Consider the following 26,734-nt stretch of genomic DNA (forward strand, 5'->3'; position numbering starts at 1 on the left):
CGTCCGGCGGCCATCGTCCGCCCGCCGCGGACCCGGAACACCGTTGCCCGCCATGCTGATGCAGACCGAGACCAAATCCGCCGAACACAAAGCGCCCGACCCGAAGAGCGATCCCGTCGCCCGGCGCCGCACCTTCGCGATCATCTCGCACCCGGATGCCGGCAAGACCACGCTCACGGAGAAGCTGCTGCTGTTCGGCGGCGCCATCCAACTCGCCGGCGAGGTCAAGGCCAAGCGCAACCGCGTCTCCACCCGCTCCGACTGGATGGGCATCGAGAAGGAGCGCGGCATCTCCGTCGTCACCTCGGTGATGACGTTCGAGTACGGCGATTGCGTTTTCAACCTCCTCGACACCCCGGGCCACGAGGACTTCTCGGAGGACACCTACCGCACCCTGACGGCGGTGGATTCGGCCGTGATGGTCATCGACGCGGCCAAGGGCATCGAGGCGCGCACGCGAAAACTGTTCGAGGTCTGCCGCTTGCGCGACATTCCCATCGTCACCTTCATCAACAAGCTCGACCGCGAGGCCCGCGACCCGTTCGAGTTGCTGGACGAGATCGAGAAGGTGCTGGCCCTCGACGTCGCCCCCGTCACATGGCCCATCGGCCGGGGGCGGAGCTTTGCCGGCACCTACGACCTCGGCAACGGCCGGGTGCGCCGCCTCGACGCCGCCGACGATGCCGGCACCGTGCCGGTGACGGGCGTCGACGATCCGCTGTTCGATGGGCTTCTCACGGAGGAAGGCGAGGTCGCCACCTGGCGCGAGGAGGCGGAGCTCGCCGAGTCCGGCCTCAAGCGCTTCGACCTGGAGGCGTTCCGCGAGGGGCACCTCACGCCGGTGTTCTTCGGCTCGGCGCTCCGCAACTTCGGCGTGCGCGACCTCATCGACGGGCTCGCCCGCTTCGCCCCGCCGCCGCGCGGCCAGGACGCCGACAAGCGCCTTGTGGAGCCCACCGAGCCGAAGATGACCGGCTTCGTGTTCAAGATCCAGGCGAACATGGACCCGAACCACCGCGACCGCATCGCCTTCATGCGGGTGTGCTCGGGCCGGCTCAGCCGGGGCATGAAGGCCAAGCTCGTGCGCACGGGCAAACCCATGTCGCTCTCCGCGCCGCAATTCTTCTTCGCCCAGGACCGCGCCATCGCGGACGAAGCCTTCGCCGGCGACGTCGTCGGCATCCCCAACCACGGGACCCTGCGCATCGGCGACACCCTGACGGAGGGCGAGGAGATCGTGTTCCGCGGTGTGCCGAGCTTCGCCCCCGAGATCCTGCGGCGGATCAAGCTCACGGACGCGATGAAGGCCAAGAAGCTGCGCGAGGCCCTGCAGCAGATGGGCGAGGAGGGCGTGGTGCAGGTGTTCCGCCCGCATGACGGCTCCCAGGCCATCGTCGGCGTGGTCGGCGCCCTGCAGCTCGACGTTCTGAAGGAGCGGCTCCAGGCCGAGTACGGCCTGCCCATCGACTACGAACCGACCCGGTTCTCCATCTGCCGCTGGATCGAGGCCGACAAGGAGACCGATCTGGACAACTTCATCGGCAGCCACGGCTCGGCCCTGGCGAGCGACCTCGACGGCGCGCCGGTGTTCATGGCCACCACGGCGTTCTCCCTGCGCTACGAGGAGGAGCGGGCGCCCGCATTGCGGTTCTCCGACATCAAGGATTACCAGAAGCGCGCGGTGGCCTGAGCCGGTTTCGGGTTCGCAGGCTCCGGGCGCGGGCTCACGCGGTCCCGCCCAGCTTGATGCCGGAGCGGCGGAAGAATTCGAGCAGCAGGTGGTTCAGTTCGCTGCGGGTCACGTCGCCCTGCGACACGTCGTGGACGAAGACGCGCGCCTCGACTTCGAGACTCTCGCCGAGCTTCGTCAGGAGCAGCACCGGCGCGGGGTCGGCCGCGACGTTGGGATGACGGGCGGCGACGGCGACGAGGATGTCGCGCGCCAGCGCGAGATCCGTGTCCTGGGCCAGCACCACCGGCAGGCGCAGGCGCTGGGACACGTCCGTCAGGGTCTTGTTGCGGACGATGGACGTGATGATGTCGGTGTTCGGCACGATGAGGTCCGTGCGATCGCCCGTGGCGAGGAGCGTCGAGCGGACGCTGATCTTCTTGACGCGCCCCTCCTCGCCCTTGACCGTCACGAGGTCGCCGACCCGGATCGGGCGTTCGGCCAGGACGATCAGCCCCGAGACGAAATTCGAGACGATGCTCTGCAGGCCGAACCCGACGCCGACGGAGAGCGCGCCGGCGATCACCGTCAGGCTCTGCGGATTCACCCCGAGCTGACCCAGCGCAAGGAGGAGGGTGAGCACGAGGCCGCCATAGCCCACCACTGTGATCACGGAGTAGCGGGCCCCGGCGTCGAGGCGCGTCTGCGGCAGGACTCTGCGGTCTGCGGTCGAGCCAACCCGTCGCGGCCCGCGTCAGGGCCACGCCGACGATGGCGGTCAGGGCGGCGACCCCCGCCGCGCCGACGAGGGTGCGGACATCGCCCGGATGGGTACCGAGGAACGCGTCCCGGAACGGGTTGAGTTCGCCGTAGGCGAGGTTCCAGGGGCCGATGACGACGAAGATCATCGCGGTCACCACGAGGACGTTCAGCACGCCCGAGACCACGGCCGAGCCGAGGGCCAGGGTGTCGGGCGGCACCGCCAAGGCCCGGCTCAGGCGCAGCAGCCGCGGGCTGGTCTCGATGTCGGCCCGGGTCACGAACAGGGCGTCGACGCAGATCAGCACCACCCAGCCCAGGGCGAGGAGCAGGCCCGTGACGATCAGGCGGCCGATGAGGAAGCCGCCGAGGGCCGTGTAGCCGGCGAGCATCGCGGCGAACGAAACCGCGACCACGGCCCAGACGACGGGCGTCAGGATCGTGAGGGAGGCGGCCGACCGCGCCGCCGGCATCGCGTCCGACTCGGCCGGGGCCTCGTCCCGGCTGAGGCGCAGGAGGGCCAGCCCCAGGAGCGCGCAGCACAGGGCGACCATCGCCATGGTGGCGGCCTGACTGATCACGATGCGGAAATGCGCCGCGACGGCGAACTCGGCGAACACCAGATCGGCGGCGTAGACCAGGATCAGGGCGTGGCCCGTACGCGCGACGATCAGGGCCGTCCCGTCGCTGACGGCGAGGAGCCGGTGGGCCGGATCGCGCGGCGCCACCATGGCCCGGAGGATGCCCGCCCCGAGGAGGGCGCCCGCGACGGCGGTGAGCACGCGGAAAATGATCGCGTCGAGGCTGCCGGGCGTGAAATCGATGTCGTCGTTCAGGACGAGGAGCAGCACGACCGCAAGGGGGAACGAGCAGACGGTGAGCGTCATGTCGAGGAGGGCGTGCACGGCGGCGCGTCGCCGGGGGCTGATGCTCGTCCGCGCGGCGAAACGCTGCCAGCGGTCCAGGGCGTACCGGCGCGCCTTCCGGATCGCCGCGTAGAGCAGCAGCAGGCCCGTCAGGACCACCGCGGCGCCGATGGCGATCTCGGCGGCGTCGTCACCCTCCTGGCCGGCCGCCATGGCGGTGCCGAGATCGGACAGCTTGCCGGCGACCTGCGGCAGCGCCCGGTCGACGAGTTCGCTCCAGAATCCGAAGGAGAGCGGGCTTGCGCCGCGGGCGAACAGGCGCGCGGCGAAGAGCCTGCGCCGCGCCTCGGTGATGCGATTGCCGAGGCCGTCGAGGTCGGCCGCGAGGGCCTTGTCCGCCTGGACCCGCTCCTCGGCGGACCGGAGGGCGTCGTCGGCCGCCCGGATGGCGGCGTCGCGCTCTGGTGGCGGTTCGATTCGGCCGGCGTCGAGCCGTGCCGTCCGCGCCCGTTCCAGGGCCGCCGCGTCCCGGGCCTGCACCTCGCGGCTCTCCGCCGCCAGGGCCTCGGCCCGGTCGCGGAGCGCGGAGAGCCCGGCGAAGTCGGCCTGCCGGAGGGGGAGTTCGGCGACGATCTCGGAAAGGGACCGGCGCAGATCCGGGCGCGGGCCGTCCTGCGCCGCCGCGCCGCCGCCGACCACGCCGAAGAGGAGCGCGAGGGTGAGGGACACCCGCTGGGCGAGCCGCCCGGCCGGGCCGGTGGGAGGGGCGATCATCGGGGACGGGCCGGCGCGTCGGAGCGGGTCCGCTCAGAACTTGCCCAGCATGGGGAAATCCACGCTGAGGGCGGATTCGGCGGCCAGCGGCGCCTCGCGCTTGCGCGGCTTGCGGTTGATGACCTGCTTCAGCTTCGATTTCAGCACCGACATGTCGAACGGCTTGAGGATGAAGGCGTCGGCGCCGGCCTGGTGGGCGAGGTTGATGTCTTCGAAGTCGAACGAGGCTTCGGTGAGGATGAAGGGCGTGTTCATCAGGGCGTCGTCGGCGCGGATCTCGCGCAGGAAGGCGAGGCCGTCCATGGGCTCCATGTCGAGGTCGGAGATCACCAGGGCGTATTTGCGCGTCCGCAGGCGCTCCAGGGCCGTCGGCGCATCGTTGACGCCCTCGACATCGGGAAACCCCAGCCGGTTCATGAGCAGGATGACGAGCTTCAGGAGCTTCTCCTGGTCGTCGACGATGAGGATCGGGGGCGTCTCGCTCATGGGTTTCGCGTCTCAAGGCCGGGGGCGGCGACGGGGCGTCCGGATGGGGTTCAGACGAACAGGTGGTCGATGCCCTGCTTCGACATGGATTCGCTCTGCAACTGCATGGCCAGGGCGTGGATGCCCGTGGCCTTCGGGGTGCCGCGCTGGAACATCGGCATGAGGTTGGCCTTCACGAACACGGCGTCGTTGGCCGGTCCGCGCACGCCCGTGGAGAACGAGTTCACGAATTCCCGCTTCACGATCTCGCGCCACTCGACGATCTGCACGTCGCGGTGGCGCGTGTCGTTGCCGATGCGGTTGAAGGTGTCGCTCACCGAGGCGCGTTCGCCCTCGATGATCTGCGCGGCGAAGTTCTGCTCCACGATGAGGAAGCTGGTGATGACGGAGAACTCGTTCTTCTTCTGGGCCTGACGGGTGATCTCGCCGAGCTGCCGGGCGCGCGTCGGCGCATCGGCGGCGAGGTTCAGCCGGGAGAAGTAGATGAGATGGACGAGGCTCGTCCGTTTGGCGCGCATGATCGTGGCCCGTGATGGTCGCGTCCCGAGCCTAGACGCGCCGGCCATAACGGAGCGTAAAGACGCGCCACCCCGGATTCCTACAGGCTGCGCGACAGCACCAGGGGCTGGCTGCCGCCGTGGCCGGCGCGGGCATAGGGGGAGGGGGCGTGCGACGGGCGGCCGTAGATCGTCGGCGCGCGGGCGCGGCCCACCTCCTCGGCCAGGGACTTCACCAGACCCTCCGACACGGAGCGGGCGGTGGCCAGCACCATCTGGTTGGCCTCCACGGCCTTGGTGAAGCGCCGGTGCGCCGCCTTCAAGGCCTCGATCCCCTCCGGCGCGAAGCGCGTCAGCGCGATGGCGTTGGCCTTGATGGTCTCCAACCCCTGCAGATAGGCCGCCGACAGGCCGGTCTTCCGCTCGGTTTCGGCCAGCCCCTCGTGCAGGCGCCCGACGCGGATGTGGTCGCTCTCGCGGGCCAGCACCGCCTCCAGGGCGTCGAGGGTCTCCATGACGCGGGCCACCAGGGCCCCGGCTCCGGCGCGGTCGACGATGCGCAGGGGCCCCTCAGTTGACGGAGCCATTCGCGCCCTCCTGCATCTTCATCATCTCGCGAAACACCTGATCGCCGATGCCGACGCCGCCGCTCTTCACGATCTGGCCGGCATATTCCTTGGTGAGCATCGAGCGGTAGACGCCGCCGCCCGTGCCGTTGTCGCCGAGGGGGCCCTCGGTGCCGTCGGACTGGGTCAGCCGGTCGAGGCTCTGCTCGAGGAACATGGTCTCGAACTCCGAGGCGGCCTTCCGGGCCTTCGCCTCGGCGGCGCTCTTGGTCGTCGCCGCCGCGCCGGTCGCCGGAGCGTTGGCCGCCGCGGCGGTCTTGGAAGCGCCCGCGGCGGCCCTGGTGGCGCCCGTGACGGTCTTGGCGATGTCGCCGACGATGGCTTTTCCGACGCCGATGGCGGCGGTGGTGGCAAGGGGAGCGAACAGCATGGTCAACGCCTCGTGCTGGGGGAGGGGGAAGAGCGCATCACATCACCTCTATGTCGGCCTGCAGGGCCCCGGCGGCCTTGATCGCCTGGAGGATCGAGATGAGGTCGCGGGGGCCGACGCCGAGCGCGTTGAGCCCGTCGACGAGTTCGCGCAGGGTCACGCCCTCCTTGACCAGGGCGAGCTTGTTGCCCTCCCCGGTATCGACCTTCACGCCCGTGCGCGGCACCACCGTGGTCTGGCCGTTGGACAGGGGGGCGGGCTGGCTCACCTGCGGCTGCTCGGTGATGGTCACCGTGAGGTTGCCCTGTGCGATGGCGACGGTGGAGACCCGGACGTCGCGGCCCATGACGATGATGCCCGAGCGCTCGTCGACGATGACCCGCGCCGTCTGGTCGGGCTCGACCTTGAGCTGCTCGATCTCGGTGACGAGGCGGATCATGTTGCCGTTGTACTTCGGCGGGATCTGCAGGGTGACGGTGGCGGGGTCCGTGGGCTCGGCGGTGTCGGCGCCCATGAAGTCGTTGATGGCGGCCGCGATCCGCTTCGAGGTGGTGAAGTCGGGGTTTCGCAGGGACAGGCGCAGGGAGCGCATGTCGTTCATCTTGAACGCCATCTCGCGCTCGATCATCGCCCCGTTGGGCACCCGGCCGTTGGTGGGGACGCCCCGGGTGATCTTGGCGGCGTCGCCCTCGGCCGAGAAGCCCGCGATGGCCACCGACCCCTGGGCCAGGGCGTAGACCTCGCCGTCGGCGCCAAGGAGCGGCGTCACCAGCAGGGTTCCGCCCTGGAGCGACTTCGCATCGCCCAGCGACGACACCGTGATGTCGATGCGGTTGCCCTGCGTGGCGAAGGGCGGAAGGCTCGCCGTCACCATCACGGCCGCGAGATTCTGGGTCCGCATGGTGGCGCCGCGGGTGTTGACGCCGAGGCGCTCCAGCATCGATTGCAGGGATTGCCGGGTGAACGGGATGTTGTTCAGGGTGTCGCCGGTCCCGTTGAGGCCGACCACGATTCCGTAACCCACGAGTTGGTTCTGGCGCACGCCCTCGATGCTCGCCATGTCCTTCACCCGCGACAGGGCGAAGGCCCGGTCCGGGGCCGCCGTCAGCCCGGCGCAGGCCAGCGCCAGGAGGCAGCGAGCGATGGAGCGCCAGGCGAAGCGGAACGTCGAGCGGGGCATCTGAATGCGCATGGTGCGTTTCGATGGAGGGCGCGGTCTTGGGAGCCAATCTGCCAGGAGCGTGCCAAACCGACCGTTCCGGCAAACCCCTGTTTTTGAACGAATTTTTCTGAGGAGGTCCGGCGCCGGGACGGACGCGGCCACCGTCCTTCGTGCCGACCCGGCAGGATCTGCCGGGGGCTTTACCCGCGGTTAACCAATCCGGCCGGATTCTGCCGCCTCGTACCGATCCCGGGGCCGCGCGAGCGGGGGCCCGAATCGGCCGTCCCCCGGCGCCGCGCGGCTAGGGAGCGGATGGAACCGGCCGCGCGGATACGGAACGGTCGTCCCCCATGCGCATCGACCCCCGATTCGCCGCCGCCGCCGCGGGGGGCGCCACCGCACCGCGCCGGACCGAGGCAGGCCCGGCCTTCGCCCTCGGGCAGGCGCCGGCGACAGCGACCAGCGCCGCGGCGACGCCAGCTTCGTCCCTCGCCGGCCTCGATGCGATCCTCACCCTCCAGACCAATTCCGATACGCCGGAGGAGCGCCGCCGCCGCGCGACCCGGCGCGGCCACGACCTCCTCGACGGCCTCGACCGCCTGAAGGCCTCCCTCATCATGGGCCGGGTCTCGACCCGCGATCTCCAGGCCATCGCGGGTCGCCTCGCCCAGCGCTCGGGCGAGAGCGGCGACCCCCGCCTCGACGGCCTCATCGCCGACATCGAATTGCGGGCGGCGGTGGAACTGGCCAAGCTTCAGGCGCGCGAAGCGGCCTGATCCGGTCCTGAACGCGCCCCGACATTGACGCCCCCGCCACGATCCCCGACAAGCCGAGCCGTTCCCGGCCCCGGACACGCGGACGGGTCGCGATCCGTCGCACCCGTGACCCGGCGCGCATGCTGTTCAACTCGACGATCTTCCTGCTCGGCTTCCTGCCCGTCGCCCTCGCGCTCCACGGCCTCGTGCTGCGGTGGCGCCCGTCCCTGCGGCCCGACTGCCTGCTCCTGCTCTCGTTCGTGTTCTACGGCTGGTGGGACCCGCGCTTCGTGCCGCTCATCGCCGTGTCCATCGGAGCCAACTGGCTGGTGGCCCGGGCGTATCTCCGCGGCCGCCCGCGCGGGCTGATCCCGATCGCCATCGCGGCGAACCTCGCGGCGCTGGCGGTGTTCAAGTACCTCGATTTTCTCGCCGGACTCGTCGCCTGGGTGCCGGGCCTCGCGCTTCCCCCCGTCGGCCTCGCCCTGCCCCTCGGCATCTCGTTCTTCACCTTCCACCACTGCATGTATCTCGCCGACCTCCGGGCCGGCCGGGCGCCCGCCTACGGCCTTCGCGACTACGCCCTCTACATCGCGTTCTTCCCGCAGGTGCTGGCCGGGCCCCTCGTGCGCTGGCGCGAGGTGATGCCTCAGTTCGCCGAGCGTGGACCGGTGGCGCCGGAGCGCTTCGGACAGGGGGTGATGCTGCTCTGCATCGGCCTCGCCAAGAAGGTCTATTTCGGCGACCCCCTGGCCCAGGTCGTCAATCCGGTCTTCGAACTGGCGGCGGGCGGCGCCGGCGTGACGGTGGCGCAGGCGTGGCAGGCGACCCTGGGCTTCACCTTCCAGATCTACTTCGACTTCTCCGGCTACACCGACATGGCGCTCGGCCTCGGCCTGATGTTCGGCGTGATCCTGCCTCAGAATTTCGACGCGCCCTACCGGGCGACGTCCCTGCAGGATTTCTGGCGGCGGTGGCACATGACCCTGTCGCGCTTCCTGCGCGACTACCTCTACGTTCCGCTCGGCGGAAACCGGCACGGCCTCGCCCGCCAGATTCTCGCGCTCCTCGCCACCATGACCCTGGGCGGCCTCTGGCACGGCGCCGGCCTCACCTTCGTGGCCTGGGGCCTCGCGCACGGGATCGGCCTCGCCCTTGGCCTGCTGTGGCGGCGTGGCGGCCTGCCCATGCCGGTGCCGCTCGGCCGGCTCCTCACCTTCGGCTTCGTCGCGGCGACCTGGGTCCTGTTCCGCGCGCCCGATTTCCCGAGCGCCGTGCACATCTTCGACGGCCTCGTCGGGCACGCGCCCCTCGGCACCGGCCTGCCGTGGCGCACCCTGGCGCCGGCCGCCGCCATCGCCTGCCTCGGCCCCACGGCCTGGAGCGTCGTCCAGCGCACGCCGCCGACCCGGTTCGCGGCGCTCGGCTTCGGCCTGCTGTTCGTCGCCCTGCTCCTGCGGATCGGCGAGGACGCGAACTACGCCTTCATCTACTTCCAGTTCTGAGCACTTCGGGACCGGCGCCGGTCGGCCGTTCTGCGGGGAATTTCGTAAGGCGGCGCCCGCGAAACGCGGGTATCCCGGTCGGTCGGGCAGCGGGCCCGGGTGCATCGGCACGCCGTACATCCGTTGCGTGTTTGCCGCAGGGCGCGGATGCCTGTTACGAACCGGCCCGCCTGTGGTATCGGCGCGTTGTCGTGGACCGATCCCTGCATTATAGCGACGCAAAATATCGCCGCAAACTGGCCGCGACAGACTTGCGAGGGGCGCGAATGGCGAAGATCACACTCGAGGACGGCTACGTACCCAGTGAGAGCGAGCCGTTCATGAACGATCGGCAGCGTGAATATTTCCGGCGTAAGCTTCTCGGCTGGAAATCCGACATCATGCGCGAGGCCCAGGACACCCTCGTCGCCCTCCAGAGCGAGAACGAGAACCATCCAGACCTCGCCGACCGGGCCTCGTCGGAGACCGACCGGGCCATCGAGCTGCGGGCCCGGGACCGCCAGCGCAAGCTCACGGGCAAGATCGACGCCGCCCTTGCTCGCATCGAGGACCGCTCCTACGGCTATTGCGAGGAGACCGGCGAACCGATCTCCCTGAAGCGCCTCGACGCCCGCCCCATCGCCACCCTATCCCTGGAAGCCCAGGAGCGCCACGAGCGGCGCGAGCGGGTCTACCGGGACGATTGAGGTCGCCGGGCACAAGATCGGGACGAAGGCCGCGGCCGAACCCGATCCGGTGCGGGCCGGCGCCGTTCGGCGCCAATTCGGATGAGCGGCGGCGGCCTCGGCGTCGAAGACTGGCGTCGACTTGGTCGGATGCCGGGCGCCGTTCGCGGAACCTTGGGACCACGGTTCGGCTTCCCCACGATAACACTATCGTCAGGGAGCCAACGCCGTGAACAATGAAGTTCTCATCCTCGTCCTCGCCCTCGCGACCCTCGGCATCGTCATCGGTGTCGCCCTGTGGCAGCGCGCCCGCGTCGCCGCCAAGAAGAACGACCCGGAACGCTCCGCCTTCACGAAGACCCACGGCGAGGCGCCGCGCCCGAACCGGCCCGGCACGGAGCACTAGATTTCCCCGGGGACGATCGTCCCCGGGCGAGGGTTCGCGGTGCCGTCCGGGACCGCGTCAGAACGGCAGCAGCACGTCGACGATCTGCTGGCCGTAGCGGGGCTGCTGCACGTCGGTGATCTGGCCGCGGCCGCCATAGGCGATGCGCGCCTGGGCGATCTTGGTCGACTCGATGGTGTTGTCGGATTCGATGTCTTCCGGGCGGACCACGCCGGCGATGATGAGTTCGCGCACCTCGAAGTTGATGCGGATCTCCTGCTTGCCCTCCACCACGAGATTGCCGTTCGGCAGGATCTGCGTGACGATGGCGGCAATGCTGGTGGTGACGGTCTCGTTGCGCTGAACCGAGCCGGTTCCGTCGCTCGACGTGGTCGAGGTCGCGTCGAGGAGCTTGTCGGCGGCGATGCCGGCGGCCGCCACCGCGGGGTTCTTCTCCAGGCCGAAGGCGTTGGGCAGGCCGAACCCCTCCGCGTTGGAGCGCGAGCGCTTGGTCTCGTTGTTCAGGTTGGCCCGGTCGGTGACGTTGACCTTCACGGTCACGAGGTCGCCGATGCGGGCCGCGCGCTGATCCTTGAAGAACGCCCGCGATCCCGTGCGCCACAGGGAGTTCGGCGCGTAGGAGACCGGCTGGACCTCCGGCATCGGCAACCGCACGGGCTTGTAGCCGGCCTGCGCCGTCGGGTCCTCGATGGCCGACAGGGCCGGGGTGGCGCCGATCTGCGACAGCCGATCGGCGGTGTTGCAGGCGGTCAGACCCGTGCACAGGAGCGCGACGGCGAGGGCGGGGCGAACGCGGTGGGTCATCGGGACCGTGCCTGAGGCGATTCGAAGGGGGAGGATCAACGGGTGCCGTCGAGGGCGGCGTTGGCCTGGCGCTGGATCGGCGCCGGCGCCGGGCCGACGGAGACGCGCCCCGGCCCGATCACGGTGGCGGGCAGCACCTTCTTGGAGACCGGGTTGGTCACGGTGATCGCGGCACCGAGGCGGCCGCTCTCGTTGGCCTGGCCCCGGAGGGACAGGGCGAGGCCCGGCGCGTCGAACACGATGGTGACGGCTTCGCCGCGTGCGACGAGGTCGGGCGGCGCGACATCGCCGCCGCGCAGGATCGCGCCCGCGCTCAAGCCCCGCTGCGCCACCTGTCCGGGCAGGTCCGTCGCGCCCGTCCGGGCGTCCGTCGGCACCGCTTCCTTCGGCCGCCGCTCGACGGTGAAGTCGGCCGGCGTGACGGCCTCGCCCCGGTTGAGCTGGCGCCCGATGACCACCACCTCGCGAATCTCCATGACGAGGCCGGTGACCCGGAGCGAAGCCTGGCGGTCGCCGAGCGTCACCAGGGCGGCGAGGCGCCGGGACCGCGGATCGTAGGTGAGATCGACGGCCGAGGCCTGTCCGTCGAGGTCGACGGGGGCGAGCAGCACCGGCGCGTCGCCATCGAGACGGATCGCCACGGTGCGGCCGTCGAGGCCGTAAGCGGTCTCGAGGGACCGCTTCAGGGCGGCCTCGATCTCCGGTTGGGCGACGCGCCGGGCGGCGCGCTGGACCGCGACCTGGACGCGCCCGCCCGTCTCGATCTCGCCGAGCCCGAGGGCCGCGACGGCCTCGGCGATGCGCCGGGCCTGGATGGTGCCGTGCCCCCCGAGGGACGGCGCACGGAACAGCGGGCGCACCGAAAGATCGGCGCTCGCCCCCTCCACGAGATCGCCCAGCGTCAGCACGTCGCCGCGCGCCGTGACGTCGCCGCGCAGGCGAAGGCGCTGCGCCGGGCCCTCCGCCAGAACCGGGAGGGTGAGCAGTCCGAATGCCAGGAGCGCGAACAGGGCGCGGGCCACCATCGCCGGATTGACCGGCGAGACGCGGGGCCGAAGGGTCGGGGAAACGTATCTCAGGGCGTACATCTTGATGGCGCTCCCGATCAACCGCGGAACATCTGCGAGGTGGTGGACATCATCTGGTCGGCGGCGGTCACGACCTTGGAGTTCATCTCGTAGGCCCGCTGCGCCGCGATCAGGGACGAGATCTCCGTCACCGCGTTGACGTTGGCTTCCTCGAGGTAGCTCTGCTGGAGATTGCCGAAGCCTTCCGCGCCCGGCGCAGCCGCGATGGCCGGGCCCGACGCCGCGGTCTCGATGAACAGGTTGTCGCCGATGGATTCGAGGCCGACCTTGTTGACGAACCGCGCCAGCTGAAACTGCCCGAGCGCCTGCGGCGCCGTCTGGCCCGGCACCGTCGCCTGCACCGCCCCCTGGGCGCTGATGGTCACGGAGGTGGCGTTGTTCGGCACCGTGATGCCGGGATCGACGAGATAGCCGTCGCGGGTGACGAGCTGGCCCTGCGCCGAGAGGTCGAACGAGCCGTCGCGGGTGTAGGCGGTGCGCCCGTCCGGCATGGTGACGCGGAACATGCCCTCGCCCCGGATGGCGACGTCGTAGTCCTTCTGCGTCGAGGTCAGGGTGCCCTGCGACATCACCCGGGCCGTCGAGGTGGTCTTCACGCCCGAGCCGATGGCGAGGCCCGCCGGCAGTTGGGTGTTCTGGTCCGACGTCGAGGAACCGGCCCGGCGCAGGTTCTGGTACAGCAGATCCTGGAAATGCGGCTGCTGACGCTTGTAGCCGGTGGTCCGAAGGTTGGCGATATTGTTGGAGATGACCTGGACGTTGAGTTCCTGGGCCGCCATGCCGGTGGCGGCAGCGTAGAGCGCGCGCATGTGTGCTGATCCTCAGGCGACTTCGGCGAGGCGGCGGATCGCCGTGCCGCGCAGTTCATCGAGGCGCGAGATCACGCCCGACACCATGGAGTAGGTCCGGTTGACGTCCATCAGCCGCGTCATCTCGATGACCGGCTTGACGTTGGAGCGCTCCAGGGCCCCCGACTCGACGCGGCCGGCGAGCCCTGCGGCCGTCGGCGCGGCCGTGGAGGCGTAGAGGTTCGCGCCTTCGTTGGTCAGCGCCTGCGGGTTCGCGAACGTCACGAGGCGCACCCGCCCGCGGATGCCGAGGTTGGTCGAGACCGTTCCGTCGGGGCCGATGGCGAGGCCGGTTTCCTGGGGGCCGATCTGGATCGGCCCGCCATCGCCCTGCACGGGATAGCCGTCGCTGGTCACGAGGTTGCCCTGGGGGTCGGTCTCGAAGGCGCCGTTGCGGGTGAAGCGGTCGCCGGCCGGCGTCCGCACGACGAGGAAGGCTTCGCCCCGGACGGCGACGTGGAGGGGGTTTCCGGTCTGCTCGATGGGGCCCTGACCGAGATCGAGGGCCGTGCCCTGGTCGATGACGTAGGACACGCGCCGATCCGGCTTCGGGAACGAGTCCGCGCTCGCCACCGGCATCAGGTATTCCTGGAACCGCGAGTTGCGGGCCTTGAAGCCGTTGGTCGAGACGTTGGCCATGTTGTTGGCGATCACCTCCAGCTCGCGCTGAAGCGCGACCTGGCTCGAGACCCCCACGAACATTGCGTTCTGCATGACACGATCCAACTGCGACGAGCGGTATTGATCGAACCAGTCCGCACGCGGCGTGCCAGCCGGCGCTACCATTTTTTGCCGAACGAAAACAAAGAGTTGTCCGATATGCCCGACCGGGCCGGTCGAGCCGTCCCCCGTCCTCGCGGCAAGTCCGACCCGGCAGCTTTTGCCGCCTTAACGACCCGTTAACCCTGCGGGCCGATATCTCGACACCAGGAGTTTCACGTTGACGCGGGACTCGAGGACGGCGGCGTTCCAGTCAGGGCAGGATCGATGGCGAAGAAGCCGACAAAGGCCGCCGTGGACGGTGAGGAGGGCGCGCCTCCGGCCGGTTCGAAGAAGAAGCTCATCATCATCGGCGCGGTGGCGCTGCTCGCCCTCGGCGGCGGCGGCGTCTTCGTCATGAAGAAGAAGGCCGGCGACGCGCACGCGGCGACCGCGGTAGAGGTCAAGGCCCCGATCGTCTTCCTCGACGTGCGGGAGATGATGGTCAACCTGTCGAGCGAGGCCGGTCAGGACAAGGCGCGCTTTGCCAAGATCAAGATCTCCATCGAGCTCAAGGACGCCAAGGTCGAGCAGGAAGTGAAGCCGCTGATGCCGCGCATCGAGGACGCCTTCCAGGTCTACATGCGCGAGTTGCGCGCGAGCGACCTCGCCGGTTCGGCCGGCCTGTACCGCCTGCGCGAGGAATTGCTGCGGCGGGTCAACGTGGCGATCCATCCGGCACGGGCCGAGGCGGTGCTCTTCAAGGACGTGATCGTCCAGTAGTTTCGGCCTCCTTCCACCACCGCATTCGGGACTCCCATGGCCGACGCCGACGAGGACGACTGGGCCGCAGCCCTCATTGCCCAAAACGAGGCCGGGGGCGATACGTCCCTGGCCGACGAGTGGGGCGCGGCGCTGGCCGAGCAGGGCACCACGACGCATGCGAGCGACGTCGCCGCCGAATGGGCGACGATGATCGAGGACGGGGAGACCGACAATCTTCCCGAACTCGCCGGCAACGACCGCATCCTGAACCAGGATGAGATCGACGGCGTCCTAGGGTTCTCCCTGCGCGAGCTGTCGGCCTCGGGCGCCGGCGGCGTGCGCGCCATCGTGGATTCGGGTGTCGTCCAGTACGAACGCCTGCCGATGCTGGAGATCGTCTTCGACCGGATGATCCGGTTGCTGTCGACGAGCCTGCGCAATTTCTTCCAGGACAACGTCGAGGTGACCCTCGACAACATCACCTCGGTGCGCTTCGGCGATTACCTCAACGCCATCCCCCTCCCGACGCTTCTGGGCGTGTTCCGGGCCGACGCGTGGGAGAATTCCGGCCTCGTCACCGTCGAATCGAACCTCGCCTACTCGACGATGGACCTGCTGCTGGGCGGCAAGCGCGGCGGCACCTCGACGCGCCTCGACGGCAGGCCCTTCACCACCATCGAGATGCAGCTCGTCCGCCGCCTCGTGGAGATCATCCTCAGCGACCTCGAACTCTCGTTCCAGCCGCTCTCCCCCGTGCGCTTCGCCATCGACCGGATCGAGACCAACCCGCGCTTCGCCACCATCACCCGCCCGGCCAACGCCGCGATCCTGATCAGCCTCAAGCTCGACATGGACGGGCGCGGCGGCCTGCTTCAGATCCTGTTCCCCTACGCCACCATCGAGCCGATCCGTGAACTGCTCATGCAGAGCTTCATGGGCGAGAAGCTCGGCCGCGACCACGTCTGGGAAAGCCATCTCGCCACGGAGATCTGGCAGGCGGACGCGACCATGGAGGCGGTGCTGCACGAAACGATGCTGCCCCTGAAGAAGGTGCTGTCCCTCAAGGTCGGCGACACCCTGATGTTCGACACCAAGCCCTCCGACCTCATCTCCGTGCGCTGCGGGGACTGGGCCCTGACGCAGGGCCGCATCGGCAGGGTCGACGACAGTATCGCCGTGCAGTTGACCCGGCCGCTGCGCCGGTCACGCACCACGTTCCAGGCCTTCGAAGCCTCCATGAACAACCGCAACGACGGGTGAGCCCACCATGAGTCTCCTCGTCACCCTGACGGCCGACGTTCTCGTGGCCATCCTGCTCGTCGCGACCATCGTGTCCTGTATCCGCCTCAGCCGACGCATCGCGCGCATGAAGGCCGACGAGGCCGGCATGCGGCAGACCATCGGCGAACTGATGGTCGCCAGCACCACCGCCGAGCGTGCCGTCGCGGGCTTGCGGGCGACCCTCGACGAATGCGATCGGACCCTGGCCGACCGCCTCGCCACCGCCGAGCGTTACGCCGCCGACCTGTCGACCCACGTCGCGGCCGGCGAAGCGGTCATCGGCCGGATCTCGGCCATCGTCGCCCAAGCCGGGGGAGGGCAAACCGGCGCGGGTCGAACCCAGGCGAGCACCCTCAGGGCACCGCCCATGGCCGACACGGCCGTCCGGCCCCATCCGCAGATCGTCCCGCCGCAAACCCGTACGCCCGCGGAAGTTCCGGCGAGCCCCAACGGTGAACGCCTCGGCGCCGCCGCCGCCGCCGCCCTCGCCATGTCGGAGCGGGCCCTCGGCCGCCTGCGGAGCAAGGCCGCATGACGACGCCGGTGCCGACCCGGATTCCCAGTCAGGCCAAGCAGCCCGGTCCGGCCAAGAAGCCCGGTCCGGCCAAGCAGCCTGGATCGGCCAAGAAGCCCGGTTCGGCGGGGAAGCCGAGCCTGCGGCTTCGCTTTCCGCAGCCGCGCCCGATCAGGCTTCGGCTCGTCGATGCCGTCACCCTCGCGGCCGTCGGCCTTCTGGTGCTGAAGCTCGCCGCGCTGACGGTCGAGGATGCGAAGCCGGTGCCGGGTGCGCCCCTGCCGGACTTCGCCCGTGTTCTCTCCAAGGCACGCACGGGGTACGAGCCGTCGGATCCGGCCACCACCGGCTCCGTGACGCCCAAGGAACCGGAAAAGCCGGCCGCCGAGCCCACGAAGGCACCGACCCGGCCCCCACCGCCTCCGGAAGCGATGCCGGAATCCGAGCGCGCGATCCTCGAACGCCTGTCGACGCGCCGTGAGACGCTCAAGCAGCGCAGCGATGCCCTCGATCTGCGCGAGCAGCTGATCGGCACGGCCGAGCGCAAGCTCGAAACCGGCATCGATGCCCTGAAACAGGGTGAAGGCAGCGCGGAGGGCGGCGCGACCCAGCGGGCGGAGGCGGAGAAGGCGGCGCTGAAGAACATCGTCACCATGTACGAGACGATGAAGCCCAAGGACGCCGCCCGGGTGTTCGACCGTCTCACCCTGGAGGTGCTGGTGCCCATCGTGCTGGCGATGAACCCGCGCAAGATGGCGGAGGTTCTCGCCCTGATGCAGTCGGAGCCGGCGGAGAAACTCACCGTCGCCCTCGCCAACCGCGCCCGCGGCATGGCGCCGGCACAGGCCCCGGTGGTCGCCGGCCTCGGCCCCAACGAGCTGCAGGCCATCGAGCCTTCCGGCCGGGTGGAACCGAAGCGCTGACGCTTGGGTCTCAGACCATCCTTATGGTTGCGCGCGCCGGGCGTCGGGGTTAGGCGGCAGGCTCGGATGCCACCATACGGCACCGCCCGCCGTCAATCGGAGGGCGGGCTTTCGCGGGAGTGGCGTCGCACACGCTCGAGACGCATCCCTGGAGGCCCAGCTTGTCGCCGCTCTATCCGTTCCGCCCGCAGACCGCCGCGCTGTTCGGCCTGTCCCTGTCGCTCGCACTCCTGCCCTTCCTGACCACGCAGACCTTCGCTCAGGACGAGGGCGAGCCGGAGGCGCCCGCCGTGACGGCGCCGAAAGCAAAGCCGAAACCGAAGCCCGCCCCGGCGGCCAAGCCCGCGCCTGCGGCCAAACCGGCTCCCGCCACGACGGCGCCCGCCACGACGGCGTCCACGGCCGTCTGGCCGGCCGGCGCGAGTTCGGTCAGCGAGGTCTACGGCGACTGGACCGTCGTCTGCGCCCGGGAAGGCGCCGGGCCGTCGACCTGCACGCTGATGCAGGCCCAAGGGTCGAAGACGGATGGACGCCGCTCCTTCGCCATCGAACTGCGCTCGCCCGCCGAGGGCCGTGCCGCCGGACTGATTCTGATGCCGCTCGGGGTCAACATCGAGGGCGGCGTCCAGTTCAAGCTCGACGAGGCGGTTCTCGGACAGGGTGCGCCCTATCTGAGCTGCAGTCAGGAAGGCTGCATCGTCCCCGTCAGCTTCCCGACCCTCGCGACGGACACGATGAAAACGGCCAAGGCCCTGACGGTCACGGCCACGCGGCCGGACGCCAAGGAACCGGTGGTCATCACCGTGCCCCTCGGGGGCTTCGGTCCCGCCCTGGCCCGCGCCGCCGCGTTGGCGGGCTGACACCGATGCGGTGGTGATCCGGCGCGCGCCGGCACCGCCGACGAACCGACCGAGAGCCAAGCGCAACAAAAATCCGCGCCCGACGAGACCATCGGCTCGGTCACACTCACGAGGAAACGCCCATGAAGTCCGTTCTGACCGCCTGCGTGTTCGCCGCCCTGGCGACCGCGCCCGCCCTCGCCCAGACGACACCGGACGCCCCGCCACCCGATGCCGCCGCACCGGAGAACAGGCCTCCGGAAACGAAGGCCGAACGCCAGCGCAACAGCGCCGCCAAACTCTCCGGGCTCCTGTACTTCGTGCAGAATGCGTGTCCGGACCTGCAGCCCGACTACGCCCGCTTCAAGACCGTGGTCTCTAGCCTCGGGGTGACCCTGGAAGACCTCTCGGCCGGCGACCTCCTGTTGCGGTCGCGCACCTACACCGAGGTCTACACCAAGGACACGCCCGCGAACTGCACCCGGGCCGAGGCCAATTTCGGTCCGGCCGGGACGACGATCCCCGGGCTCGTCGTCAAGCGGGCGGCACAGTAGCGCCGCGCCCGGCTTTTAAGCCCACGTTAGCCCTGGCCTGAGAGAGTACCAGGACGGTGTGGCGTATGGCGCCCGTCTCGCGGTGCGAGTCGGGTGCCCCTCGGGTTTGGCGAATTCTGCGATGGGTCTGGGTGCCGGTATCGCGACTCGACGGCGTCGGCCCCTGGCCGGCCTCGCCGCGGCGTCGATCCTCGCCGGTCTGGTCCTGTGCGGACCCGCCGATGCAGGGCGCCTGACATCGGCTGCCGGCACGCAGGCCGAGCGCTACGGCCGTATCGCCCTGAGCTTCGACACCGCCGTCACGGTCAAGGCCCGGATTTCGGGGGCGGTTCTCGTCATCACCTTCTCGGAGCGCAGTCCCGCCTTCGCGGAACGCCTCGCCGCGCAGATGCCGGACTACGTGTCCGTGGTCCGGCGGGATCCCGACGGGGCCGGCCTGCGGCTCGCCCTGCAACGGCCCTATCGCGTCAACGTGCAGAGCGCGGGCGAGACGACGTTCATCGATCTCCTGCCCCTCGACTGGGCCGGTCTGCCGCCCCCCCTGCCGCCCGAGATCGTGGCCGAGCTGTTCGCCCGGACCCAGGCCGCCGAGGCCGCCCTGCGCGCTGCCCGTCCGAAGCCGCCCGAGCCCGTCCGGCTGCCCCTGGAACTGGCCCTTCGCCCCAACTTCATGCGCCTCAGCCTGCGTCTGCCCGAATCCGCGACGGCGCGGTTCGAGCGCGACGGCGCGGCCACGCGCCTCGACCTGCCCGGCGCATGGCGGATCGACGACACCGCGACGCGCGGACGTCTGAAGCCCGCGGTGGCGGCCCTGTCCGTGGAGGGGGATACGGCGGGCGCCCGTCTGCTGGTGACTCCCGCGGACGGGTACGAGGTCACCCATACGCGCGACGCCGACGGCGTCACCCTCGATCTGATCCCCAAGGCCCGGGAGACGAAGCCGTCCGAGGCCCGCGCGGCGGACCCCACGGCCGACGTCAAGACCGCGGCGGTTGAGCCCAACCCGTCCTCCGGCGCGCCCGCGACCGCTCCGGTGCAGCCGGTCGCAGGCGCGTCGGCAAAGCCGCCGGCCGCCGTGGCGCGAGCGGCCGTGATCCGTCCCGCCGGCCCCGGGTTGGTGTTCCCCTTCGAGCGGATGCCGGCCGCGGCCCTGTTCGAGCGGGCGGGCATCGCCACCCTCGTGTTCGAGACGCCGGCCCCCGTGAGCGTTCCATCGGGCGATCCGATCCTGACGCCCCTGGGGCCGCCCGTGCGAACGGGTGGTTTCGTCACCCTGCGGTTCCCCGTCCCGCGCGAGCGTCTGCTCGACCTCGTTCCGGTCGGCCCCACCGAGGCTCCGACGGGCTGGGAACTCGTGGCGGGCACGGATCTCGCGGCGAGCGAATCCCTATCGGCGGTTCGGAATGCGGGGGCGAACGGGCGCCTCGGCGTCGGGGTGAAGCTGCCCAGCCCCGGCGGTGCCACCTGGCTCGACCTCGACGGAGAACGCATCGGCGTCGTCACCGGTCACGGTCCGAAGCCCGCCGGCATCGCGAAGCGTCAGGCCTTCGTCGATTTCGAGTTGCTGCCGAGCCGGCAGGGCATCGCCGTCCTGGCGCAGGCGGACGATCTGCTGGTCAGGCCGGACCTCGACGGTGTCTCCATCGGCCGGGATTCCGGCCTGGCCGTGTCGGGCGTCGCGCGGGCCACCGATGCACCGCTGGCGGCCGTCGCCGATCTCGCCGTCGATCGCGGCCCCTGGGAGGCCTCGCGCCGGGGTGACGTTCGGGAGCTCCTGCGCCACCAGCTCGAAGCGGTGACGGAGGCGTCCCGCGTCGCCCGCGGCCCCCTGCGCCTGACCCTGGCCAGGAGTTTCCTCGCGAACGGCCTCTCGATCGAGGCTTACGGCGTCCTCAAGGTCGCGGTGGCGGAGGATCCGGTGCTGGCCGGCCAGCGCGATGTCTCGCTTCTCATCGCCATCGCGGCCGCCCGCATGGGCCACACGGGCGAGGCACGGCGCATTCTGGAGAGCGACGGCCTGAAATCCGATCCGGAAGTGCGCCTGTGGCAGGGCTACCTCGACGCCCTCGCGGGCCAGTGGGCCAAGGCCGACGGGGCGTTCCGGGAGACCGCCGGCATCCTCGAACGGTACCCCGACGATCTGCAGATCCTCCTGCGCAGCGCGGCCGCCGAAGCGGCCATCGAGGCGGGCGACTGGGACTCGGCGAGCCGCCACATCACCCTGGCGGGGGCGCGCTTTCCGGAGCGGCCGCTGCGCGATCGGCTCGCACTCCTGCGCGCCCGCATCGACGAGGTCACGGGCCGCACCACCGTCGCCCTGGAGAGCTACCGCCGCCTCGCGGAAGCGGGGGACGGCCCCGTCGCGGCGGATGCCGCGTTGCGCGCCGCCATCCTGGCCCATGCCTCGGCCAAGCTGCCGCTCACCGAGGCCATCGACCGGATCGAGACCCTGTCGCTCACCTGGCACGGCGACGAGATCGAAACCCGGGCGATCGCGGCCCTCGCCAATCTCTACAAGGAGGCCGGGCGCTGGCGTCAGGCCTTCACGGCCGCGCGCCGGGCCGACGCCCTGCGCGGCCAGTCGCCCATCGCCCGCGCCCTGCACGATTCGGCCCTGGCCCTCTTCGACGAGCTCTATCTGGGCGAGCGCGGCGCGAACCTGTCCGGCGTCGAGGCCCTGGCGCTGTACTTCGACTTCAAGGACTACGCCCCGATCGGTCGGCGGGGCGACGAGATCGTGCGCCGCCTCTCGGATCGCCTGGTGGAACTCGACCTCCTCGACTCCGCCGGGGACCTGCTGCAGCATCAGGTGGACCACCGCCTCGCCGGTCCGGCCCGCGCCGAGGTGGCCGCGCGGCTCGCCACCATCCGGCTCATGGACGAAAAGCCGCTGGCCGCGCTCCAGGTCCTCGACGCGACCTATCTGCCCGAACTGCCGGAGGATCTGCGCCGGGCCCGCGCGCTCCTCCGGGCACGCGCCCTGTCCGACCTGTCGCGGACGGACCTCGCCCTGGAGACCATCGAGGGCGAGCCGGGGGCCGATGCGGCGCGCCTGCGGGCCGACATCCTGTGGACCGGACGGCGCTGGCGCGAGGCCGGCGAGGCGCACGAGACCCTGGTGAGCGAGGCCTGGCGCCAACGGGCCCCCCTGGACGACAAGGAGCGGACCGACGTCCTACGCGCCGCCATCGCGTACGGGCTGGCCGGCGAAACCCTGAGCCTGGAACGCCTGCGGGCGAAGTTCGCCGACCCGATGGCGGACAGCATCGACGCGCGCACCTTCGCCCTGCTGACCCAGCCCAATGCCGTGCGCACGGCGGGTTTCCGCGAGATCGCCCAGAAGGCCACGAGTGCCGAGACCCTGCGATCCTTCCTCACGGAATACCGCAAGCGCTATCCCGACGCCGCCGTGCCCGAGCGGGGCAAGCGCGAGGGCGAGGCCCGCGCCGATGCGCAGGGACCGGCAACCCCGCCCGGCTGATCGGGACCGCCGGGCTGACCGGCGCCGAGCCGCGAGGCAAGTCTTCTCCGTCGCGCGGCTTTTTCAGGTGCCGTAGCTCTGCACCAGGGACCCGGCCACCAGGGTCCAGCCGTCGACGAGGACGAAGAAGATCAGCTTGAACGGCAGGGCCACCGTGGCGGGCGGCACCATCATCATGCCCACCGCCATGAGGATCGACGCCACCACGAGATCGATGATCAGGAACGGGATGAACAGGAGAAAGCCGATCTCGAAGGCCCGCCGGAGCTCCGAGATCATGAAGGCCGGGGTGACGATCTCGAGGCCGATGGCCTCCGGGCCGGACGGGACCGGCACCTTCGCCATGTCGAGGAACAGCTTGAGATCCTTCTCCCGGACGTTCTTCAGCATGAACGCCTTGAACGGCGCCGAGGCGCGCTCGAACGCGACGCTCTGGGTGATCTGACCGGCGATGAGGGGCTCGATCCCGGTGCGGTAGGCTTCCCGCCCGACGGGGGCCATGACGAAGGCCGTGAGGAAAAGCGCGAGGCTCGTGACCACGGCGTTGGGCGGCGCGCTCTGGGTGCCCAGCGCCGAGCGCAGGATCGAGAACACCACCACGATCCGGGTGAACGAGGTCGCCATCACGAGGACCGAGGGCGCAAGCGCCAGGACCGTGATGAGGGCGACGAGCTGCAGCGCGCGCTCGGTGACGCCGCCGGCGCCGAGATCCACGGAGAGGCTCTGTGCCGTGGCCGCGCCCGCCACCAGGGTCAGGCCGAGCGCCGTCGCGGCGAGCGCGACGGCGCGGCGATTGGATCGGATCATCTTGGTTCCGCAGGGATCTGGCGGGGCGCCGCGCGATGCGATTCCCCGGAACGTCGCGTCCTCCACCGCAAACCTGTCGGTGTCATGACCGAAGCGGGCCCGGCGGTCAGCTCTTCTTGTCGAGGGGGCGGCCGAGCAGCCGGGCGAATTCGGCCTCGATCTCCTCGACGGAGAACGGGTTCGGTGCCGGAGCGGCCTTCGTCGGCGTAGGCTTGACCGGATCGGGCTTGACCGGCTCGGGCGTCGGCGGCGGGGGCTCCGGCGCGAGGGGTGGCGCCACCGGTCCGTCGGGGGGCGGCGCGGAACGGTCCATGTCGAGTCCAGAACGGTCTAGTCCGGAACGGTCCGGCTCGGTCACGGGGGCGGCGGGTCGGGGGGCTTCGAACAGGTCGTCGGCCTGCCCCGCATCGGGCTCGGGCGCCTCGGCGGTCGCGGCCATGGCGGCGGCGATCGGGTCGACGGCGTCGGGCTCGGCCGGCCGGGGCTCCGCGAAGGTGGGGGCGGCGGCCGGTTCGGCGACGGCGGCGACGGGGGTGAACACCGCCTCGGGTTGCGCCCGAGGCTCCGCCATCATCACGGGCGCGGGCGCGGGGATCGGAGCCGGCTCCGGGGCGACCACGAAGGTCGGCGCGGGCGGCGCCGGCACGGGTTCGCGGTTCGGCTCGGGCAGGCGCGGGGGCGCCGCGGCGGGAGACGGGCGGCGCACGGCCTGTTCGAGCTGGCGGGCCATGTCGGAGAGGATGGCCGCGTCGAAGCTGCGCTGCGGCACCGGCGCCTCGGGGCGAACTTCAGGAATCGGCTCGGGATCGGGGCGGGACGCCTCCTCGGCGGCCTGGGCACGCTTGGCCGCGCCGGGCACGAGGTTGGCGAGGGAGGGCGGCAGGCGACGGGCCGGGCGCGACGCGGGGGGGTCGGTGCGGGGCGCCGGCTCGGTGGCCGGTTCGCGGATGCGAGCCGTCTCGGCGGCAAAACTCGGTTCTGGGGAACGGGTCGGCTCGGGCGCGCGCGGCGCCTCCGGCACGAAGATGTCCGCCGTGTCGGGCGCAGAGAGGTCGAGGGGGCGGCCGACGCTCGCCGGGCGGGTGGTCGAGCCGGGCAGGGGCGGGGCCACCACCACCGGCATCTCGAACGCCGGTTCGAAGGCCGGCTGGAACCGGGGCGGCTCGAGGGAGGCGGCGGGCTCCGCCTCGGATTCCAGCTCGGGCTCCCGGCGGGCCGCCTCGTCGGTGCCGAGCCGCGCGCCGACGCCGCGCGAGATGTTGCGCTCGATCACCACGTCGTTGGGGCCGCCCACGAGGAGCAGGTGCTCGACGTTGTCCCGCCGCAGCAGGATGAGCTGACGCTGCCGGTCGAGTTCGTAGATGTCGACGATGCCGAGGCGCGGCTGGCGTCCCCGCGCACCGAGTTTCGTCGAGAGGGCGTGGCCCCGGCCGGTCAGGCGGCGGAAGGCGAACACCACGGCGGCCAGCACCGCGAAGATCACGATGAAGATGATCGCGAACTGGATCGTCGAGGAGCCGTCTGAACTGAAGAACGAAGACAAGACCGGGGTCTCTCGCTTTTTAGGGGCCACCGGCCCGACGCAACGCTGGTGGAAGCACTATCACGCCCGCGCCGAGCCGGGGCAACAACGTTAAGACTTCGTTAACAGGCTGTTGATGCGGCGGCCGACTGTTCCGCCGGCGCAGGATCTTAACGCGGCGTTAACCATGGGCACGGCAGATTTTGCCCATCGCCCGGCAATTCCAACCGGGCGCGGTCGCTGGAGATCGCACCGTGTCCGTCACCGACCTGCCCACCCTCGGCATGCTGCGCACCCGGATGCAGTGGCACCAGACCCGCCAGAAGATCCTGGCCGAGAACGTCGCCAACGCCGACATGCCGGGGTTCAAGCCGCGTGATCTGGCGAACCCCGATCTCGGTCGCGGCACTGGCGGCGGTACCCTGGCGATGACCCAACCCGTGGGCGCGTCGGGGGGCAGCCTCGCGGTGACGAGCCCGGCGCATATCGCCCTCGCCGGGATGGGGGAGGGGCCAGGCGCCGATCCGCGCCGGGTCCGGGGCTTCGAGATCAGGCCGAGCGGAAACGGTGTGAATCTCGAGGAGGAGATGATCAAGGCCGCCGACAACCAGGGCAGCTACGGCTTGGCCTCGTCCATGTACCAGAAGAGCCTCGAGACACTGAAGATCGCCATCGGCAAGCGCTGACCGACCCGCCGATCCTCCGCCCGCTGAACGCCCCTCGACGACGGTAGAGCGCCATGGACTTCCTCAAATCCCTCACCACCTCGGCCTCCGGCCTCAAGGCCCAGTCGAGCCGCATGCGGGTCATCGCCGAGAACATCGCCAACGCCGAATCGGCCCCCACCACGCCCGGCGGCGAGCCCTATCGGCGCAAGATCCCGACCTTCACCCAGCAGGTCGACCGCGAGACCGGGGCGAGCCTCGTCGAGACCGGGCGCGTGCGCCGCGACTCAGCCCCGTTCCGGGTCAAGCACGATCCGGGCAATCCGGCCGCCAACGCGAAGGGCGACGTGAGCCTGCCCAACGTCAACGGGCTCATCGAGAACATGGACATGCGCGAGGCCCAGCGCTCGTACGAGGCCAATCTCAACATGGTCACCGCCACCCGTCGGATGATGGCCAAGACCCTCGAGATCCTCAAAGCCTGATCCGCACTCCCTCGCGCGAAAGACACCCCATGGCCACCAACGCCTTCGCCGCCGGAGCCTACGCCGCGGTCCAGAACATCGGCGCCAAGGGCGCGATGGCCAAGGCCGCGCCGGTCGCCAGCCCGCAGGGCATGAACTTCGGCGCGATGCTGTCCTCGACCCTGGATTCCGTGGGCGAGGCCGGCCGCCGGGCCGACACCCAGGCCCTGGCGGTGGCCGGCGGCAAGGCCAACGTCGTCGACGTGGTCACGGCGGTGGCCGAGAGCGAGACCGCCCTCCAGACCATGGTCGCCGTGCGCGACCGCATGATCTCGGCCTACGAAGAGATCATGCGGATGCAGATCTAGGGGTAAGACCCACGTCCGCTCCTCCCTGCGCGAGGGCGGGACGATCCGAGGTGAACCGCACCGTCTTTCCGGGGCGCCGAAGGCGAAGCCGGAACCCAGAGCCGCCGACAGCGGAAGACCTTGCAAAACGTGAGTTTCTTGATCCCGGGTTCCGCTGAGCGGTCCCGGGATGACAAGGCCCCGGGATGCCACGGCCCCGGGATGACACGGGGCCGGAGATTTCCGAAGGCCCGAGCCGTCGAACGCGTTCAACTTTTCCACCTGCTCCTCAGAATCCGAAACGAAGCACCCCCATGACCGGCCTCGCCATCATCGACGTCGCGCGCGACGGCATCTTCGTCTTCCTGAAGGTCGCGGGGCCGACCATGCTGGTCGCCCTCGTGGTCGGCCTCGTGATCTCCCTGCTGCAGGCCCTGACCCAGATCCAGGAACAGACCCTGATCTACGTGCCCAAGATCGTCGCCGTGTTCGCCACCCTGCTGTTCATGCTGCCCTTCATGGGCGACGCCATGGGTGGCTACATGACCCGCATCGCCGCCCGCATCGTCTCCGGGGGGTGACGCCTACCATGA

At 70.5% G+C, this 26,734-nt stretch carries 28 protein-coding genes and 1 pseudogene; 16 read left to right on the forward strand and 13 right to left on the reverse strand.

Annotated features, from left to right (window positions below; translation table 11 throughout):
- The first annotated feature begins 52 nt into the window (after positions 1-52).
- Entirely contained in the window at positions 53-1,690 is a 1,638-nt protein-coding gene (locus ASF52_RS06110) for a peptide chain release factor 3 (RefSeq protein WP_056169275.1), read from the forward strand.
- Positions 1,691-1,724: 34 nt separating this feature from the next.
- Here ASF52_RS06110 and ASF52_RS23690 read toward each other — a convergent pair whose 3' ends face one another.
- From ASF52_RS23690 to ASF52_RS06150, 7 genes and pseudogenes are all read right to left on the reverse strand, one after another.
- Entirely contained in the window at positions 1,725-2,342 is a 618-nt protein-coding gene (locus tag ASF52_RS23690; RefSeq protein WP_443136658.1) for a mechanosensitive ion channel family protein, read from the reverse strand.
- A 1,183-nt stretch (positions 2,343-3,525) separates the two neighbouring features.
- Positions 3,526-4,068 (reverse strand): annotated as a pseudogene (locus ASF52_RS23695) (DUF3772 domain-containing protein); the annotation flags it as partial.
- Between the two features lie 33 nt (positions 4,069-4,101).
- The gene (locus ASF52_RS06130; RefSeq protein WP_056169287.1) at positions 4,102-4,554 is read right to left on the reverse strand and encodes a response regulator; all 453 of its coding nucleotides are present in this window, start codon (positions 4,552-4,554) and stop codon (positions 4,102-4,104) included.
- A 50-nt stretch (positions 4,555-4,604) separates the two neighbouring features.
- Complete coding sequence (locus ASF52_RS06135; protein WP_056169290.1) at positions 4,605-5,072, reverse strand: BLUF domain-containing protein; 468 nt, start codon at positions 5,070-5,072, stop codon at positions 4,605-4,607.
- 80 nt (positions 5,073-5,152) lie between these two features.
- Positions 5,153-5,638 carry a hypothetical protein gene (locus ASF52_RS06140; protein ID WP_056169293.1) on the reverse strand — a complete coding sequence of 162 codons (486 nt, stop codon included), beginning with the start codon at positions 5,636-5,638 and terminating at the stop codon, positions 5,153-5,155.
- A complete protein-coding gene (locus ASF52_RS06145; protein ID WP_056169295.1) occupies positions 5,622-6,047 on the reverse strand; it encodes a rod-binding protein in 426 nt (141 codons plus the stop codon). The genes ASF52_RS06140 and ASF52_RS06145 overlap by 17 nt, the downstream gene beginning before the upstream one ends.
- 37 nt (positions 6,048-6,084) lie before the next feature.
- Positions 6,085-7,227, reverse strand: a complete 1,143-nt coding sequence (locus ASF52_RS06150; protein WP_156398854.1) for a flagellar basal body P-ring protein FlgI — start codon at positions 7,225-7,227, stop codon at positions 6,085-6,087.
- A gap of 332 nt (positions 7,228-7,559) precedes the next feature.
- Here ASF52_RS06150 and ASF52_RS06155 point away from each other — a divergent pair, with 332 nt between their 5' ends.
- The 4 genes from ASF52_RS06155 to ASF52_RS22925 all read left to right on the forward strand — a co-directional run bounded on the left by ASF52_RS06155 (position 7,560) and on the right by ASF52_RS22925 (position 10,540).
- Positions 7,560-7,985, forward strand: a complete 426-nt coding sequence (locus ASF52_RS06155) for a flagellar assembly protein FliX (RefSeq protein ID WP_056169302.1) — start codon at positions 7,560-7,562, stop codon at positions 7,983-7,985.
- Positions 7,986-8,104: 119 nt separating this feature from the next.
- Positions 8,105-9,469 (forward strand): MBOAT family O-acyltransferase, encoded by a 1,365-nt coding sequence (locus tag ASF52_RS06160; protein WP_056169304.1) that lies wholly within the window; start codon positions 8,105-8,107, stop codon positions 9,467-9,469.
- 266 nt (positions 9,470-9,735) lie between these two features.
- Entirely contained in the window at positions 9,736-10,155 is a 420-nt protein-coding gene (dksA, locus tag ASF52_RS06165) for an RNA polymerase-binding protein DksA (RefSeq protein ID WP_056169307.1), read from the forward strand.
- 208 nt (positions 10,156-10,363) lie between these two features.
- Positions 10,364-10,540 (forward strand): hypothetical protein, encoded by a 177-nt coding sequence (locus tag ASF52_RS22925; protein ID WP_200918727.1) that lies wholly within the window; start codon positions 10,364-10,366, stop codon positions 10,538-10,540.
- A gap of 57 nt (positions 10,541-10,597) precedes the next feature.
- Here the strand turns inward: ASF52_RS22925 and flgH are convergent, their stop codons facing one another.
- From flgH to flgF, 4 genes are read right to left on the reverse strand one after another with little or no spacing between them, the layout of a single operon-like run.
- Positions 10,598-11,344 carry a flagellar basal body L-ring protein FlgH gene (flgH, locus tag ASF52_RS06170; protein ID WP_056169311.1) on the reverse strand — a complete coding sequence of 249 codons (747 nt, stop codon included), beginning with the start codon at positions 11,342-11,344 and terminating at the stop codon, positions 10,598-10,600.
- A gap of 35 nt (positions 11,345-11,379) precedes the next feature.
- Positions 11,380-12,432: a flagellar basal body P-ring formation chaperone FlgA gene (flgA, locus tag ASF52_RS06175; RefSeq protein ID WP_056169400.1), complete on the reverse strand. Its 1,053-nt coding sequence runs from the start codon at positions 12,430-12,432 to the stop codon at positions 11,380-11,382.
- Positions 12,433-12,449: 17 nt separating this feature from the next.
- Positions 12,450-13,241 (reverse strand): flagellar basal-body rod protein FlgG, encoded by a 792-nt coding sequence (gene flgG / locus ASF52_RS06180; RefSeq protein WP_056169314.1) that lies wholly within the window; start codon positions 13,239-13,241, stop codon positions 12,450-12,452.
- A gap of 12 nt (positions 13,242-13,253) precedes the next feature.
- The gene (gene flgF / locus ASF52_RS06185; protein ID WP_056169315.1) at positions 13,254-13,994 is read right to left on the reverse strand and encodes a flagellar basal-body rod protein FlgF; all 741 of its coding nucleotides are present in this window, start codon (positions 13,992-13,994) and stop codon (positions 13,254-13,256) included.
- A 273-nt stretch (positions 13,995-14,267) separates the two neighbouring features.
- On the opposite strand from flgF, the gene fliL reads away from it, so the two are divergent.
- The 7 genes from fliL to ASF52_RS06220 all read left to right on the forward strand — a co-directional run bounded on the left by fliL (position 14,268) and on the right by ASF52_RS06220 (position 22,336).
- Positions 14,268-14,762 carry a flagellar basal body-associated protein FliL gene (gene fliL, locus ASF52_RS06190; protein WP_056169319.1) on the forward strand — a complete coding sequence of 165 codons (495 nt, stop codon included), beginning with the start codon at positions 14,268-14,270 and terminating at the stop codon, positions 14,760-14,762.
- Positions 14,763-14,798: 36 nt separating this feature from the next.
- Complete coding sequence (gene fliM / locus ASF52_RS06195; RefSeq protein ID WP_056169321.1) at positions 14,799-16,004, forward strand: flagellar motor switch protein FliM; 1,206 nt, start codon at positions 14,799-14,801, stop codon at positions 16,002-16,004.
- Between the two features lie 7 nt (positions 16,005-16,011).
- Positions 16,012-16,560: a DUF6468 domain-containing protein gene (locus ASF52_RS06200; RefSeq protein ID WP_056169323.1), complete on the forward strand. Its 549-nt coding sequence runs from the start codon at positions 16,012-16,014 to the stop codon at positions 16,558-16,560.
- On the forward strand, positions 16,557-17,462 hold the full coding sequence (locus ASF52_RS06205; protein WP_244473718.1) for a MotE family protein: 906 nt from the start codon (positions 16,557-16,559) through the stop codon (positions 17,460-17,462). Before ASF52_RS06200 ends, ASF52_RS06205 begins: the two co-directional genes overlap by 4 nt.
- A 161-nt stretch (positions 17,463-17,623) precedes the next feature.
- Positions 17,624-18,322: an invasion associated locus B family protein gene (locus ASF52_RS06210; protein WP_244473719.1), complete on the forward strand. Its 699-nt coding sequence runs from the start codon at positions 17,624-17,626 to the stop codon at positions 18,320-18,322.
- 122 nt (positions 18,323-18,444) lie between these two features.
- A complete protein-coding gene (locus tag ASF52_RS06215; RefSeq protein ID WP_056169326.1) occupies positions 18,445-18,855 on the forward strand; it encodes a hypothetical protein in 411 nt (136 codons plus the stop codon).
- A gap of 121 nt (positions 18,856-18,976) precedes the next feature.
- Entirely contained in the window at positions 18,977-22,336 is a 3,360-nt protein-coding gene (locus tag ASF52_RS06220) for a hypothetical protein (protein ID WP_056169329.1), read from the forward strand.
- 63 nt (positions 22,337-22,399) lie between these two features.
- On the opposite strand, the gene fliP is transcribed toward ASF52_RS06220, so the two are convergent.
- Together fliP and ASF52_RS06230 are read right to left on the reverse strand one after the other, a co-directional pair.
- Positions 22,400-23,143, reverse strand: coding sequence for a flagellar type III secretion system pore protein FliP (gene fliP, locus ASF52_RS06225; protein ID WP_056169332.1), 744 nt, complete (start codon positions 23,141-23,143; stop codon positions 22,400-22,402).
- 106 nt (positions 23,144-23,249) lie between these two features.
- Positions 23,250-24,686 carry a hypothetical protein gene (locus ASF52_RS06230; RefSeq protein WP_056169335.1) on the reverse strand — a complete coding sequence of 479 codons (1,437 nt, stop codon included), beginning with the start codon at positions 24,684-24,686 and terminating at the stop codon, positions 23,250-23,252.
- Positions 24,687-24,919: 233 nt separating this feature from the next.
- On the opposite strand from ASF52_RS06230, the gene flgB reads away from it, so the two are divergent.
- The 4 genes from flgB (at position 24,920) to fliQ (ending at position 26,722) form a co-directional block, all read left to right on the forward strand.
- Positions 24,920-25,351 carry a flagellar basal body rod protein FlgB gene (gene flgB / locus ASF52_RS06235; RefSeq protein WP_056169410.1) on the forward strand — a complete coding sequence of 144 codons (432 nt, stop codon included), beginning with the start codon at positions 24,920-24,922 and terminating at the stop codon, positions 25,349-25,351.
- 53 nt (positions 25,352-25,404) lie between these two features.
- The gene (flgC, locus tag ASF52_RS06240; protein ID WP_056169338.1) at positions 25,405-25,815 is read left to right on the forward strand and encodes a flagellar basal body rod protein FlgC; all 411 of its coding nucleotides are present in this window, start codon (positions 25,405-25,407) and stop codon (positions 25,813-25,815) included.
- 29 nt (positions 25,816-25,844) lie between these two features.
- Positions 25,845-26,162: a flagellar hook-basal body complex protein FliE gene (fliE, locus tag ASF52_RS06245; protein WP_056169341.1), complete on the forward strand. Its 318-nt coding sequence runs from the start codon at positions 25,845-25,847 to the stop codon at positions 26,160-26,162.
- A gap of 293 nt (positions 26,163-26,455) precedes the next feature.
- Positions 26,456-26,722 (forward strand): flagellar biosynthesis protein FliQ, encoded by a 267-nt coding sequence (gene fliQ / locus ASF52_RS06250; RefSeq protein ID WP_056169344.1) that lies wholly within the window; start codon positions 26,456-26,458, stop codon positions 26,720-26,722.
- Positions 26,723-26,734: the final 12 nt, after the last annotated feature.

The organism is Methylobacterium sp. Leaf112 (assembly GCF_001423295.1).
In the GTDB taxonomy this organism is placed as follows: domain Bacteria; phylum Pseudomonadota; class Alphaproteobacteria; order Rhizobiales; family Beijerinckiaceae; genus Methylobacterium.